Source organism: Fimbriimonadaceae bacterium (assembly GCA_019454125.1).
GTDB lineage: Bacteria > Armatimonadota > Fimbriimonadia > Fimbriimonadales > Fimbriimonadaceae > JALHNM01.
The window spans coordinates 1,573,166-1,587,911 of the sequence record CP075365.1; the positions used below are offsets into that span (position 1 = coordinate 1,573,166).

Below are 14,746 nucleotides of genomic sequence, written 5' to 3' on the forward strand. Positions count from 1 at the left end.
CCAAATGAGAACGGCCCGGCGCTTCTGCCGGGCCGGTTCTTTGCTTTGGCGTTGCGGCGGCTTACGGGTTGATAGCTCCGCCGCGCCCACCGCGCTGGCCGGGCCCGCGCCGGTCGCGACGGTCGTTTGACGCCGCACCGTTGTTCCTCTGCTCCGTCCTCTGCTGGATCCTCTCGCCAGCCATCTTTGAGTACGAATCGACTTCGTTCCGGAAGCTCTCCGGCAAGGAGTCGTAGCCGACAAAGCTCGCCTTTGCGTCGACGACGACCTCGGAGAGGCTGCGCTCGAGGGTCACGCCCTGCGCGAGTGTCCAGACGAACCTGTACTCGTTCCGCGTGGCGGGCTGGTAGGCGTCGAGCCGAGGCGGGGACTGCTGTCCTTGGACGGGGTTCGCGGCAAGCGCTTGGGCGAAGCCCAGGCTTCGGGCGTCATAAGCGCGTGGGACGCTTTCGCCGCCCGCTTTCGCCATGACGATCGGCTGTTCTTGGACGATCAGCGACAACGTTGCGTTGGTCGGCACGCCGTTCGGCAGGATCTCGGTCCGCTCTGTGCGCATGTCGTTCGCTCGGCCGAAGCGTCCTCCGGGGCCTCCCATGCCGCCTCTGCCTTGGAACCGGCCCTGGGCGCGGGCACCGACGGCGTCTGTAGCCGCGGTCTGGCCCTGAGTCTGGACCACCACCCGCGGACCGTCGAAGGAGTCATAAACGGCCTTGGCGGTCAGCCCGGTCGCCCACCCGCCGAGACTGCCCACCGTAAGGGGCCTTCCCGATCGAAGCTGGCCGAGCTGGGGGGCAGAAAGCTTGCCGAGGACTTGGAGGGCGTCACGGTCCGGGCCGTAGACTTGGGCGACGGACATGGCCGCCGTCGGGTTCACCAGGGCCAGGTACATCACGTCCAGCGAGCTTCGCGAGAAGCCGCTCGGCGCAGTGAGCGAATAAGCGGCGAGGTCGGCGAGCCGCGGCTGCCCCTTTGTCTGGACAGCGCCCATGAGCTTCGCGACGGCAAGGCGGTCGACGCGGGCCGCGCGGTTCTTGGCGGTGGAAACGGGTTTCACCAGGATCGCGTCATCGGTCTCTTCCACCGTCAGGCCCTGGCTGCGCAGGTTGTTGAGCACCGCCTCGGGTGTGAATTGGCCGGCGACGATGCCGGCGAGCCGGCCGAACGAATCGTCCGGAACGTTGGCGAAAAGCGCCTTGCCTTTTGCCTTTGCGACTTCGATCAGCGCCGGGCCCACGAAAAGCGACAGGGGCTCGTTTTTGCTCGGGTCCAGTAGCTCCTTGGGGAAGTCGGCCATGTTGAGGGGCGTTGCCGCGCCGAACGCGCCCGGTCCGCCTGGGCCGCCCGGCCCCCCAGGGCCGCGCTGCCCGCGCTGGCCGCCGATCGCGGTGGCCGCCTTCAGGGCGTCGCCCTCGAGCCTCAAGCCCGTGCTCGGGGTCCCGGAAGCAACCTGCTGGGCCTGGGGCCGCACGCGCTGGAAGTCCGAGGTCAACTGGGCGCCGCCCCGGGCGAGCACCTGGCCTTGGGCGTCGATCGCGACCGACTGCACCTGGATGCCGAAGTCGCTGGCGTTGACGATCAAGTAAACGTCCGCGATCTTCGCGTTCGCTAGCGTGGTCGCGCGGTCGAGCGGGCTCGGCCGACCGTTCCCGGTGTTCTGCTCGCCGGTCTGGGGCCTTGCGGCGGCAGCCTCAAGCCGCCGTGTCTGCTCGTCGATCATGCCCTGGGCGATCTTGAACGCCTGCGGGTTCAACTGGCGCTGCATCTGGGTGGGCGACGTGCTGAAGACCACGCGCTTTCCGTCGGGGATCGCGGCGATGTTCTGGGCGCCGATCAACTTGACGAGTTCGAGCGTCGCCGGGGAGCCGGGGCCGCCTTGGGGGCCGCGCCGGAAATTTTCGTCCTGCTCGTCCGTGTTCGCGGGATTGGCCTGGGGATCGAGGGCCCGCTGGATCGCGGCGAGGCGGTCGGCGGAGTCCTTGGCGGCTTCCGCTTGCTGGATCGCGGTGTCGAAGGTGAGGTAGGTGCCTTCGGTCTGCTTGACCCATCGGGCTCCCACGACTTGCGCGAGCAACTCACGGTTGCGGGCGACGTCCTCGGTGGGGAGGATGATCACCACATCGGAGGCGAACCCGGGGACAGTCCGGGCTTCACTGCCGAACTCGGCTCCGTGCGCCTTCAGCAAGGCGTCGATGGAACCGGTGAACCCTTCGGGCGCAGGGGCGACAAGGGACAAGAAGGCGGTAATGAGAGTCATGTGCAGGTTCCCCAGTGGTAAGTACGAACCAGAAGTTTGATTGTTCACCTGGTCTTCCCTTGGTCGAGTCGAAGGTTCCCGGCGGTTTAGGCTCCTCTGGGCGGCGGTGTCAGAATGGCGGGATGGCGAACGACGTGACCCTCTCCCGGGAAGGCTACGAACGGTTGAAGGCAGAGCTGGAAGAGCTGAAGTCGGTCGAGCGCGCCCGGATCGCGGACAACATTCGCGAGGCCAAGAGCCACGGGGACCTGCGCGAGAACGCAATGTACCACGAGGCAAAGCTCAACCAAAAGAGGCTGGAGGGGCGGATCGCCGACCTCGAGCACGTGCTTCAGGTCGCGAAGGTGGTCGATACGGGCGAGCACGACTCAGACGTCGCCCACATGGGTTCGAAGGTGACGGTCAAAGACCTTGAATGGGGCGATGAGATCCAGTTCACGCTGGTCGGCGCCTTCGAGGCAGACCCTGCGAACGATCTGATCTCGGTCTCCTCGCCTCTGGGCGAGGCGCTGGTCGGCCACCCAGTCGGGGCCGAAGTCCAGTTCGAGACCCCTGCCGGCCCCCAGAAGTACAAGATCCTGGCGATCGAGCCCGCCAGCGCAGGCTGAGCGCTCTCCCGGCCCCTGAAAATTGTGCCGGGCTCCCATGACTAGGGAAACCTTTTGTCCGTTCGGACCGTTGGTATCTGTGGCGCGGAACCAGTTTTCGCGTCAAATCTTAACCGCTAGGAGGTGGTGCCGTAGAATGAGTAGTACGAAACGCCGCCAGGGAGGAGCGGGGTTTTAGCGACCCTGTCCTGAGACTAGGTTCGTCATGAACCGCGGTCTCCCTGGTTAGTCCAGTAGCCCCGGCCCCTCCGGCCGGGGTTTAACTTTGTCTGAGGCGTCTCCCCAGGTTTCGGCCCTGCTCCAGCTACAATCCCCGTGTGCCGGCCTGGCGGAATTTCAGCATTTGGCGAGGAAAGCTGCCGCATTGGCGCGCGGACGGCGTGACCTATTTCGTCACGTTCCGCCACCGCCGGCCCCTCAGCGAGGACGAGCGGCAGGCCCTCTTCCTCCAGCTCCTGAGGGCCAACGGCCGAAAGTGGAACCTAAGCCTGCTCTGCGTGCTCTCCGAGAAGACCGACCTGCTCGTGACGGTCGGGGAATCCCCGGGGGGTGAGCCCTACGAGCTCAGCGACGTGGTCGAGAAGGCGAAGACCAAGGCGGGCAAGGCCATCATCAGGGCCAGTGGCGAGCGTTACCCGCCTTTTTATGGGGAAAGTTACGACCGGATCGTCCGCGACGACGAAGAGTTCGAGAAGTTTTGGCTTGAGATCGTCGACGGTCCCGAGCGGCACGAGGGCGCAGACGTGGACGAGTACGAGTTTCTTTGGGCCGATGGCGCTCCCTAGAAGCCTTACCTAACCGATTGCCCCCTGGTGGGTGGAACGCAACACGTGAACGGGTCCGCAAAGCCCGTGGCCAGGTTGCCGATGACGCCCGAAATCATAAACGGATTGGCCAAAGGCCTTGAGAGCCTTCACGACTCCTCCGAGTCGCAGGGCGAGATGGGCCGAAGACGACTTTTCTCGATGGGAGCCCTGGCGGTGGGCTCCTCAATCGCGTCGGCCATGGGCCGCGAGGATCCGGCCCCTGCGCCGGCGCCACCCCCTGGGACGCCGAACCCGGGAGTCTACAAGAACTGGACGGACCCGGCCCTGCGCCTCGCACGCCGGATCACCCAGGGCATGGACGCGGACACGGCCAGCCAGGCCAAGCAACTTGGCTACGACCGCTTCTTGAGCCAGCAGATCAACTTCAGCGCGATCGACGACAGCGCGTGCGAGAACGTGGTGAAGCAGAAGTGGCCGCGGGTCCTCCTGCCGATCGGCGCCCTGAAGAACTTCAACGATGACTGGGTGACCAGCCAGCAGGTCGCCGAAGCCACGATCTACCGGTCGATCTATTCGAAGCGGCAGCTCTTCCAGCGCATGGTGGAGTTCTGGGTGGACCACTTCAATGTCTGGATCGACGCGGTGCCCGGCCCGATCTTTGCAACATACAATTACGACCGGATCCGCCGGAACGCGATGGGGAACTTCAAGACCCTGTTGCGCTCTGTGGCGTTCAGCCCGGCGATGCTGCACTACCTGAACGCGGACCGGAACTTCTGCAGCAATCCCAACGTCAACTTCGCCCGCGAGCTCATGGAGCTGCATACGATCAGCTCGAGCGGGGGGTACACGCCCCAGGACATCGTGAGCGTGGCCCTGGCGTTCACCGGCTGGCGCTGGGAGTGGGACAGGAACAAGAAAACGTACGGCACGTTCAAGTTCGAAATGGACGCCCACGCGATCGGCGCGAAGGTCGTCCTGGGCGAGGTCATTCCGGGAGGCATGCGCGAGGAAGGCGAGCGCGTCTTGGACATCCTAGCCGCCCATCCCAACTGCGCCAAGTTCATCACGGCCAAGCTGTGCCGCTGGTTCTTGGGCGAGGACGCGCCACAAACCGTCCTCGACGCGGCCGCGGCCGCCTTTACGCGAACCGGCGGGGATATCAAGACCGTGCTGCGAACGATCCTTGCCCAGGACAACGTGGTGAGGTCTGCGCCGCGCTATAAACGGCCGTACCACCTCTTCATCAATGGTTTGAGGTCCAGCAAGGCAGCCCTGACAGGCGATATGTGGACGTTCCGGGTCGGCCACCTGGAACGGGCGGGCCACGCCCCCTTCCAGTGGGAGACGCCCGATGGCTACCCAGACCGCTTTGAGTTCTGGTCGGACGCGGCCCTGCCGAGGATCAACTTCGCCCTGAACCTTGCGAACAACCGCATCTGGGGCATGACGTGCGACATTCCGGCCATGATCGGCGCCGATCGAGACCCGGACAGGGTCCGCGACATTTTGAACTTCGCCTACTTCGGCGGGGAGATGTCGACCGTGGACCGCGACGCTCTCGAGCAGTTCCTGCGAGGCGGGCTGCTCACAGACGAACGGCTTCGAGGCGCCGCCGCGCTCTGCATGGCGAGCCCGAGTTTCCAGTGGTACTAAGGAGGCACCCAGATTGAGCCAAGGCTGTCAAGACTATCACCTCACCCGCCGCCAGGTTATTGGCGGCGCGACGGCCGCGACCGTCGCCTCGATGCTCGGCGTCTCCTGGCTGCCCCAGGTCGCCTATGCCCAAAGTGGCCCGACCCGTGACGTGATCATCTCCGTCTTCCTGCGCGGCGGGGTGGACGGGCTGTCGATGATCGTGCCGTACGCCGACCCGAACTACTATGTCCTGCGCCCGAACATCGGCGTGCCGCGGCCCGACGCGAACACGAACCGCAAGGCGGTGGACTTGGACTCCTTCTTTGGGCTGCACCCTGCCCTCGGTGTCCTGCTGCCCGCCTATATGGCGAGCGACCTTCTCTTCATCCACGCGATCGGCGCGGCCAACTGGAGCCGGTCCCACTTCGACGCGCAACGCTGGATGGAGGTCGGGTCGCCAAACGACTTCACGTCCATGACAGGATGGTTGGGGCGGCACCTCGCCACGACCGCGCCCGTGAAGAGCAGTTCGCCTTTGCGGGGTGTGAGCCTGACCTACGGGCTCCAGCGGACGATGAACGGGGCGCCGAAGACGCTTCCCATCCGCGACCCAGGAAACTTCGACTTCGGCGGTAATTTCAGCAACGAGGCGGAGATGAGCCTCTGGGTCGGGCGGCAGTACAACCGCGTCAACGACGCGACGACGGCCGCGGTGACGAACACGCGGAGCACGATCGCCATGCTGGACCGCATCAATTTCAGCGGGTACCGCCCGGCTGGCGGCGCGGTCTATAACTCGGACGGGTTCGCGAACTCGCTGAAGGCCACCGCGGCCTTGCTGAAGGCTGATGCAGGCGTGGAGGCGGTCCACATCGACCTTGATGGCTTCGACACCCACTCCGAACAAGGCGTGGTGAACGGCTACTACGACCAGCTGATGCGGGTCCTCGGGAACGGTTTGTCCGCGTTCTACACGGACATGAAGGCGAGCAACAAGATGCGGTGGACGCTCGTGGTGCTCAGCGAGTTCGGGCGGACCGCACGGGAGAACGGCGCGCGCGGCACCGACCACGGCACCGGAAACTGCATGATGGTGCTCGGCGGCGGCGTGAACGGGAAGCGCGTCCTGCGGCAATGGCCCGGCCTTCGGCGCGACCAGCTCTACCAGAACGTGGACCTGGCGGCGACGATCGACTATCGCGACGTGCTCGCGGAGATCCTTTATAAACGGGCCGCGAACCGCACCCTTTCGACCGTGTTCCCGGGCTACACGCCCCAGTTCCGCAACGTCGTGAAAGCTGCTGCCTGATTATCTGTTTCACCGATTCAGGTGCGCTAGGAACGTCCCCAAAAAAACGCCGGGGACGTTCCGTCACGTCCCTGGAAATAGACAACTTAGCTCGGTTTTCCCAGGGTGTTCCCCCAGGTGCCTCGGAGTGGTAAGCCTGTAAAAAAAGCACCCTTGGGGCGGGCGTTAGGCCCTAATTCCACCCCGCCTCACGCAACTTATCAGGTTTTTTTCCTGGAAAACCTAAAGAAAGAAAATCTGTTCGCCGAATCTTGCCAGTGATAGTCCGGGCGGCAACCCCGTCCAGCGACTTTTCATACCGGGGGACACCTTGGCGAAAATTAACTTTCCGAAGAACGAGAACACTTTCGACGCTTGGTTCACGAACTTCCAGCAGGCGTTCAACGCCAACGCTCGCAAGTTCGGGTTCACGACTACTGACGTGAAGACCGTCAACCAGTTCTTCAAGGCCTGGCAGACGTGGACGACCACTGTCCAGGACTGGAACGAATTCAACACTTCGTTCACGAAGTTCCAGAAGGCGCAGTTCACCAGCTTCCAGAGCTTTGTGATGGGCTACTGGAACGAGATCGTGACCAACCCTGCCTTCAACGGCAACGCTAAGGCCTGGTTTGGCAACGGCGCCCCGAACAAGTCCTTCGCTCCTAAGACGCGAAAGACCACGGGTCGCAATACCACGACCGCGAAGGCCACGACCACCAAGTCGACGACTCGCAAGTCGACCACGGTGAAGTCGACCGTTAAGCCGACGACCCGCAAGTCGACCATCAAGGCGACGACCGGCACCCGCAAGACCACTTCGCGCGGCATCACGGCGACCCGCGGTACGACCACTTCGATCTACTCCAACGGTCGCAGCACCAACGGCGTTTACACGAACGGCAGGGCCACGACCAACAAGACCACGAACAAGACCACCCGCGGTCGCACGACCGCCAAGAAGACGGTCAACGTGCCGACTTCGGTCCCGTTCGTCTGGTTCAGCAGCTACAAGAACGGCAGCGTCAACGTTTACGTCGGCAGCACCGTGAACGGTGGCTTCCAGCTCCCGGCCGGCGCCAGCGGCGCCGCCATCCAGTACCGCTACGGCCGCCAGTCCTGGCGCAAGCTGACGCAGGGCGCGACCTTCCCGTTCGTCCACAACACCAACAGCATCGACGCGAAGAAGATCACTTATCGCGCCTGCTGGGTCTACGGGAACAAGAAGGGCCCCTGGAGCGCGACCTTCAACTACAACATCAACACGCTGAAGGCTGCCTAAGCCTCCAGAGACAGACTCAAAAACATGGGGCCGGCGGATCTTTCCGCCGGCCCCAGTCGTTCTTGTGAGCCGGTTCTTTGGGGCCCGACAAGGACGTCCGCGCCGCCGGGTGCCCTTTGACGTAAGAATGGGGGCAGTGGCCGTGTTCGAGAAGACTTACCCCCGCAGACTGACGAAGCCGTGCCGGATCGGGTCCGTATCCATGGGCAGCGGACATCCAGTGGTCGTCCAGTCGATGATAACGGAGGAGACGCGAAACGTAGAGGCTTGCGTCGAGCAGATCATCGCCCTACACCAGGCGGGCTCCGAGATCGTCCGCGTGACCACGCCCACCGTTGCCGAGGCGCAGTGCCTGGAAGAAATCAAGGCCAAGGTGCGCGAAAGTTACAAGGAGGTCCCGATGACCGCAGACGTGCACCACCAGGGCACCGAGATCGCCGTCCTCGCGGCTAAGTACGTCGACGAGATCCGCGTGAACCCCGGGCTTTTCGTCTTCAAGCGGCACGGCAGCCGGGCGAAGGAGAAAGCCCCCTCCTCGTTTTTGCCCGATGATAGTGCGGGCGAAAATGAGGAGGGGGTTGGGGGTGGAGACTCCGGATCTCCCTTCCCAACCCCTCCCTCAGTTTCGAAGGGCACGAACCATCCCTCCAAAACCGAGGGAGGGGCTTCCGGAGTCGATTTGCGGGGCCGCGACGAGGAGGAGATCGACCGCCTGCGAGCCGACCTGGCCTACACGCGCGAGGAGTGGGCGGAGGAATTGGCGGAGATCGAGGAGAGCTTCGTGCCGGTCATCGAGGCGTGCCAGCGCTACGACCGCGCGATGCGGGTCGGCGTCAACCACGGCTCCCTTGCCGAACGCCTGCTCGTCACCTATGGTGACACCCCCGAGGGGATGGTCGAGAGCGCGCTCGAGTACCTTCGCATCTGCGTCCGGCACGGGTTCGAGAACGTGAACGTCAGCGCCAAGGCGAGTCGGGTGCCGATCAAGGTCGCGGTGAACCGCCTGATGGCCCGACGAATGGACGAAGAAGGACTGAACTTTCCGTTGCACCTTGGCGTGACCGAGGCGGGAGACGGCCAGTACGCCCGCGTCAAGTCCACCGCCGGCATCGCGACCCTTCTCATGGAGGGGATCGGCGACACCATCCGCGTGAGCCTCGCCGAAGACCCGGTGAACGAGATCCCGGTCTGCTACGAGATTCTCCAGGCCCTGGGCCTGCGCAAGACCCGGGTGGAGTACATCGCCTGCCCTAGTTGCGGCCGCACGAAGTTCAACCTTCCGATCGTGCTGAACCAGGTTCGCGACGCGACCAAGCACTTGGTCGGGCTTGACATCGCGGTGATGGGCTGCATCGTGAACGGCCCGGGCGAGATGGCGGATGCGGACTACGGATACGTCGGTGCGGCCGGCGGGAAGATCACGCTCTACCGCAAGCGCGAGCCGGTCAAGCACGGCATCCCGCAGGAACGCGGCGTGGAGGAACTCGTGAACCTCCTCAAGGAGGACGGCGTGTGGGTGGATCCCCCGGAGGACTCGCAACTCAAGGTGCCGATCAGAGTCCTCTCCTGATATGAGCTTTCTGAGCCGTTGGTAATACCAGAGTCCGTTCGGCCGCTGAAAGATTTTGCCGGTCGGGGTGGACTCTGCGTGTATATTAGGGGCTTGCGGAGGCAACCCTTCATGAAAGTGTCGAGAATCCCTATACTGCTTGCCGGCTTGCTGGTCGGGGGCTTAGCGTCAGCCCAGGACGCCTGGTACCGAGTGAAAATTTCCGTTCCGGACGAGGCCACCATGAGCCGCGTCCTGGACTCGGACCTGAGAATCTTGGACTGCGTCCCCGCTCGCGACCATGTGGACGCCGTGATCGGCCCGGGCGAGGCGTTCAAGCTTGTCCGGCTCGGCCTTCGCTATGAGTACGAGCGGCAAATCCCGCCGCCCACCCCTGGCGTCCCCGGTCTCGCGGCCAGCGGTACCGCCAACTTCCAGGCCGAGGACTATCGCACCCGGTACTTCAACGCCGACGAGATCATCGCCTTCTTCGAGACCCTGCGCTCGCAACACCCGACCTACGTCACGCGAAGGACGATCGGGACCTCGATCAACGGGGAGACGATGTACGCCTATCGCCTTGGCCGACCTATCCGCACCGGCGCAAAGCCGGAGGCCAGCTTCGTCATCCTTGGCCTGCAGCACGCCCGCGAATGGGTGAGCGGCTCGGTCATCATGCACGTCGCCAAGAAGACGGTCGAAGGCTTGACGACCCCGCAGTCGACGCCCTTCCTTACGAACCAGTTGGTCTGGATCGTGCCGATCACCAACCCGGACGGTTATCGGTACACCTGGACGAACGACCGCTATTGGCGAAAGAACCGCCGGAACACGGGCAGTGGCTTCTTTGGCGTCGACCTGAACCGAAACTGGTCGGTGGGCTGGGGTGGGAACAACGGCAGCAGCGGGAGTCGCGGCTCCGAGACTTACCGCGGCACGGCCGCATTCAGCGAGCCCGAGACCGCGAACGTCCGCGACTTCGTGGCGACGCTTGAGCGCGTTCGTGGCATGATCGATTTCCACAGCTATTCGCAGCTCGTGCTCTGGCCGTGGGGCTACCAAACCTCCCAGCCCCCCACGCGGAACGTGCTTGAGCCGCTCGCGGTGAAGATGGTCAATTCGATGAACTTCGGCGCCCGCTATTCCCAGGGACAGACGGCGACGACGCTCTACATCGCGTCGGGCGTCGCACCGGACTTTATGTATGAGACGTACAACCGCGCGCCTTCCTATACGATCGAGCTGCGTGACGAGGGACAGTTCGGCTTTGAACTGCCGCCGAGCCAGATCAGCCCGACGCAGGACGAAGCGTGGGCCGCCTTCAAGGTGATGCTCACTGAGCTTCCGGGCTACTAAGTCCGGCTTCTCGCGATAAAGCGGCCTGGCTCCTTTCGAGCCGGGCCGCTTCTCTTTGCGATGCTAACGGGCCTGGCGATAGGTCGAGAGGACGGCCCGGTAGACGTCGATCGTGCGCGTCGTCATTCGCTGGACCGAGTACTCCGAAGCGGCGCGATCCAGCGCGGCCTGGCTCATTGCCAGCATCCGCGTGCGGTTCAAGAGCAGTTCCAGGATGGCGTCGGCCAGCGAGACCGGGTCAGCCGGCGGGACGAGGACGCCGGTCTCGGGCGTGACCACCTCTGGCACGCCCCCGGTCCTCGAGGCGACCGTGGGCAGTCCCACCGCCATCGCTTCGATAAGCGAGATGCCCATGGCCTCGCGCAGGGTCGGAAAAACGAAGAGGTCCATACCTGCGAGGATCGGGAAAACGTCGTTCCGGTAGCCCAGGAAGTGGGTCTGGTGCTCGATCTCGAGCTCCTTTGCCAGAGTCCGCAGGTTTTGCTCCAGCTCCCCGTCGCCCGCGATCACGAAATGGATGTCAGGTCGCTCGTCCAGCACGCGCCGGAAAGCGCGAAGGGCGTGCTGGACCCCCTTGAGCGGCGTCAGCCGCGCGACCGTCCCAAAGACGAGACTGTTCTCCCCGATGCCCAGTGCCCGCCGCGTGGCGCCGCGCCATTCCGGCTCGATGCGGGGAAGGGGGATGCCGTTCGGCACGATCGAAACGCGCGAACCGTCGATCCCTTGCTGGATCATGTGGTCGCGGACCGACTCCGAGACCGCGATCAAGTGGGTCGAGGCGAGGTAAGAGAGCTTGCCGCTGAGGCCGTGGACGGTCGCAACGGACGGCTTCTTCGCCAGCCTCGCGGCCAGCGACCCGTTCACAGTGGAAGTCGACAGGTGGGTGTGGACGAGGTCCACCGAAGAACGGCGCAAGAAGCTCGCGATCTGCAGCACCGCCAGGGGGTCGACCTTCGTGCGGATTTTGAACGAGACCGTTTCGAAACCGCTCTCCAGCGTCGCCGTTTCGAGCCCACGCCCTTGGAAGGTGCCAAAGACGACGTCTTGACCCTGCAAGCGGAGTTCTCCGGACAGGTTCATCATGCTGGCGACGGCGCCATAAACGGCCCGCCGCGCGGAGCAGAACTGCAGGACTCTCAGCGCGGGGCGGCGTCGATCTTGGCCTGCCGCCAAAGCTTCCAGATCAAAATCGCGCTCGAAGTGTCGCTCCGAACGTTGATTCGTTTCAGTCGGTACGGGTCCGTCCAAGGGTGGTTCCAGCCTTTGTCAACGCTACAAGCTGCCGTGTACCCCGCATTCGCAACCGCCCCACGGACCGTCTCATCGTTGGCCCCATAGGGATAGCAGAAAATGTCGGCCTTCTGACCAAGGACGGCCTCAAGCCGGGCTTTGGCTTCGCTGACTTCGTGGTTCAAGGCCGCGGGATCTAACTCGGTCAGGCGGGCATGGGTCATCGAGTGGGAGCCCACCTCATGGCCAGCCTTTGCCAGGTTCGAAAGGCTAGGGCCATCGAGCAAGGGCTCGGGCGAGTCGCCGAGCTGCGCGTCCCATTCGTTGGTCTTCCCGAGCAGGCCCGCGACGGCGAAAATGGTGCCCCGCATGCCATGTCGCTCGAGGATCGGCGCTGCGTGGTCAAGAAAATCCTGGTAGCCGTCATCGAAAGTCAGGCAAATATACTTGCCAAGGCTCGCGCCCGTCGAAAGGGCTCGCACGAGACCAGCCACGCTCACGCTGGAAAGGCCCAGCCGCCGCAGGGTCTTGACCTGCGCCTCGAACTTTCGGGGCGCGACGTAGTGGCCCGGCACGTGAGTCCGCTCTGGGCGCAGGGCGACCTTGTGGTACATGAGGATCGGGATCCTCGGGGTTTGGCTCATCGTCGGCCTGGCTGGCGAATCCCAATCTACCCGGGTAGATTTCGCACGTGCCCTTTCCCCATCCGCGCGGCTATGTTTGTCCTATGTGCCCGGAGCCGCCGACCTTCGGCCTGGGACTCGAGGATGGGGCTTGGGCGGATGCGCCGTGGAGCGAAGACTTTCTCGACATCGAAGGGCCAGAAAAGTCCAAACCTCGCTACAGAACACGGGTAAAGATGCTTTGGGACGACGCATACTTCTACGTCGGGGCCGAGTTGGAAGAACCACACTTGTGGGCTACGTTTACGGAACATGACTCCGTAATCTTTCAAGACAATGACTTTGAGGTCTTCATTGATCCGGACGGTGACAACCACCAATACTATGAGTATGAGATTAATGCTTTAGGGACGGATTGGGACTTGAGGTTGGTCAAGCCGTACCGGGACGGGGGGCCGGCCTTGAACCCATGGGAGATCCCCGGCCTGAAAAAACGAGTCACCCTGCACGGCACCTTGAACGACCCGCGTGACACTGACGAGGGTTGGACGGTGGAGCTCGCCTTTCCGTGGGAAGTTCTGGCCGAATATGCGGGGCGTCCGGCGCCGCCCGTGGTGGGGGACCAGTGGCGGGTGAACTTCTCGCGGGTGCAGTGGCAACTGGCCGAGACGGAGCACGGCTATGAGAAAATCCCGGGCATCCCCGAGGACAACTGGGTCTGGTCACCGCAATGGGCGGTAGATATGCACCGGCCGGAACTCTGGGGATATGTCCAGTTCGAAAGAGGCCATAAGCCATTTAGAAATGATGAAGACTGGGGCGTAAAGTGCGAGCTTATGGAACTCTATTATGAGCAAAAGAGGTTCCACAAGCTGCACCGCACTTGGGCTGAAATCACCGAATTAACGAATACGATGAATGGGTCTGTTCGCCTAGCGGTGGACGGCGCAGGGTTTCGGGCGTCGTTAATAGGGAAGCATGGGGTCTATACGGTGGGCCAAGATTCGCGGCTTGCCTTCCGGCGACACTAGTATTCGGCGATGGTCTGGAAAAACGGCGCAGAAATCCCATAATGAAGGAGCGTGGTGAAGGCAATTTGGATAGTCGTCGGCGTGGTGCCGACCTGGGCTTATGGAGACGATCAACCGGCCCTAGACGCGGTCACGTTCTACGGTCGTCCGGGCAACCTCTACGTGAGCCTGCGGCCGGCGGCGAAGGCGCTCGGCCTCGACGTCTCGTGGTACGACGACACCCAAGAAGTCGGCCTGGGCGAAACGCGCTTTTCGAAGAAGGACTTTGTCACCCTTTTCGACGGGACAAAGCTTCTGAGCTTCCAGCAACTAAAGCGGCTTGGTGTAAACGTTGAGTTCGACGCGACGACCAACACGGCGAAGGCGGTCCTGAAAGACAAGTCTTTTGTGGCCCGTCCCGGCGAAAAGCGGGTCGAAGTGAGCATCCGTGAGCAGAAGCTAAAGGCTTGGCAGGGCGAGACGCTGGTGATGGAGACCAACATCAGCAGCGGCCGGCGAGGAAACGCTACGCCGCAAGGGAAGTTTAACGCTGGGCCGTACCGCTCCCGCATGCACTATTCACGGCTTTACGACAACGCCCCGATGCCCTATTCGGTGCAGATCAACGGGCACGTCTTCATCCACGGATATTCGAGCGTGCCTCGCTACCCGGCCTCTCACGGCTGCATCCGCATGCCCCTCTATGGGCGCAACGCGGCAAGGTACTTCTACGAATGGGTGGACGCCGGAACGCCAGTGGCCGTGCAACCGAAATTCAGCGATTACACGGCGAAGAAGACCGAAGCGACGGACTAGCAGAGAACGGTCGCGAAGCCGCCCGCGAACTGCCGGGTCTGGATCAACCGGAGGATCAACGCCCATGCGAACCGGGCCAGCCGGATTATCGCCTCGACCGAGGCGATGATCGCCGCAAGGCTTGTCAGGAAGCTGACGATTTTGGCGATGAGAGCCATTATCAGTTAGACACCGGATCCTTCACTTGAGTTGCGTTTCTCGCATGACTCGGGCCCTTCTACCGGGGTGCGAGGGGCAGAAATTCTCGATCGAACCATAATAAGAGATCGTGACGGGTCGGCGGGCATTCCTCCTAAGTACTTGGATTTTGGTACTTTGTGGCGCG

At 63.3% G+C, this 14,746-nt stretch carries 13 protein-coding genes; 9 read left to right on the forward strand and 4 right to left on the reverse strand.

All coding sequences use genetic code 11. The features are described from left to right. Positions 1 to 61 precede the first annotated feature (61 nt). The gene (locus KF733_07795) at positions 62 to 2,254 is read right to left on the reverse strand and encodes a hypothetical protein (GenBank protein ID QYK54907.1); all 2,193 of its coding nucleotides are present in this window, start codon (positions 2,252 to 2,254) and stop codon (positions 62 to 64) included. Positions 2,255 to 2,376: 122 nt separating this feature from the next. On the opposite strand from KF733_07795, the gene greA reads away from it, so the two are divergent. The 7 genes from greA to KF733_07830 all read left to right on the forward strand — a co-directional run bounded on the left by greA (position 2,377) and on the right by KF733_07830 (position 10,742). After that, positions 2,377 to 2,862 carry a transcription elongation factor GreA gene (gene greA, locus KF733_07800; GenBank protein QYK54908.1) on the forward strand — a complete coding sequence of 162 codons (486 nt, stop codon included), beginning with the start codon at positions 2,377 to 2,379 and terminating at the stop codon, positions 2,860 to 2,862. Positions 2,863 to 3,179: 317 nt separating this feature from the next. Beyond that, positions 3,180 to 3,647, forward strand: coding sequence for a hypothetical protein (locus KF733_07805; GenBank protein ID QYK54909.1), 468 nt, complete (start codon positions 3,180 to 3,182; stop codon positions 3,645 to 3,647). A gap of 105 nt (positions 3,648 to 3,752) precedes the next feature. Continuing rightward, the gene (locus KF733_07810; GenBank protein QYK54910.1) at positions 3,753 to 5,285 is read left to right on the forward strand and encodes a DUF1800 domain-containing protein; all 1,533 of its coding nucleotides are present in this window, start codon (positions 3,753 to 3,755) and stop codon (positions 5,283 to 5,285) included. Positions 5,286 to 5,298: 13 nt separating this feature from the next. Beyond that, entirely contained in the window at positions 5,299 to 6,576 is a 1,278-nt protein-coding gene (locus KF733_07815) for a DUF1501 domain-containing protein (protein ID QYK54911.1), read from the forward strand. A gap of 310 nt (positions 6,577 to 6,886) precedes the next feature. Continuing rightward, entirely contained in the window at positions 6,887 to 7,837 is a 951-nt protein-coding gene (locus KF733_07820) for a hypothetical protein (GenBank protein QYK54912.1), read from the forward strand. Positions 7,838 to 7,973: 136 nt separating this feature from the next. After that, positions 7,974 to 9,407, forward strand: coding sequence for a (E)-4-hydroxy-3-methylbut-2-enyl-diphosphate synthase (gene ispG, locus KF733_07825; protein ID QYK54913.1), 1,434 nt, complete (start codon positions 7,974 to 7,976; stop codon positions 9,405 to 9,407). A 147-nt stretch (positions 9,408 to 9,554) separates the two neighbouring features. Next, positions 9,555 to 10,742, forward strand: coding sequence for a hypothetical protein (locus KF733_07830; protein QYK54914.1), 1,188 nt, complete (start codon positions 9,555 to 9,557; stop codon positions 10,740 to 10,742). A gap of 63 nt (positions 10,743 to 10,805) precedes the next feature. Here the strand turns inward: KF733_07830 and KF733_07835 are convergent, their stop codons facing one another. Together KF733_07835 and KF733_07840 are read right to left on the reverse strand one after the other, a co-directional pair. Beyond that, positions 10,806 to 11,915, reverse strand: coding sequence for a glycosyltransferase family 4 protein (locus KF733_07835; GenBank protein ID QYK54915.1), 1,110 nt, complete (start codon positions 11,913 to 11,915; stop codon positions 10,806 to 10,808). After that, positions 11,879 to 12,616, reverse strand: coding sequence for a polysaccharide deacetylase family protein (locus KF733_07840; GenBank protein ID QYK54916.1), 738 nt, complete (start codon positions 12,614 to 12,616; stop codon positions 11,879 to 11,881). The genes KF733_07835 and KF733_07840 overlap by 37 nt, the downstream gene beginning before the upstream one ends. A 47-nt stretch (positions 12,617 to 12,663) precedes the next feature. Between KF733_07840 and KF733_07845 the strand changes: the two genes are divergently transcribed. Together KF733_07845 and KF733_07850 are read left to right on the forward strand one after the other, a co-directional pair. Beyond that, positions 12,664 to 13,626, forward strand: a complete 963-nt coding sequence (locus KF733_07845) for a carbohydrate-binding family 9-like protein (protein QYK54917.1) — start codon at positions 12,664 to 12,666, stop codon at positions 13,624 to 13,626. A gap of 51 nt (positions 13,627 to 13,677) precedes the next feature. Further along, the gene (locus KF733_07850; protein ID QYK54918.1) at positions 13,678 to 14,421 is read left to right on the forward strand and encodes a L,D-transpeptidase family protein; all 744 of its coding nucleotides are present in this window, start codon (positions 13,678 to 13,680) and stop codon (positions 14,419 to 14,421) included. On the opposite strand, the gene KF733_07855 is transcribed toward KF733_07850, so the two are convergent. After that, the gene (locus tag KF733_07855; protein QYK54919.1) at positions 14,418 to 14,579 is read right to left on the reverse strand and encodes a hypothetical protein; all 162 of its coding nucleotides are present in this window, start codon (positions 14,577 to 14,579) and stop codon (positions 14,418 to 14,420) included. The two genes, KF733_07850 and KF733_07855, sit on opposite strands and share 4 nt — an antisense overlap. Positions 14,580 to 14,746 lie beyond the last annotated feature (167 nt).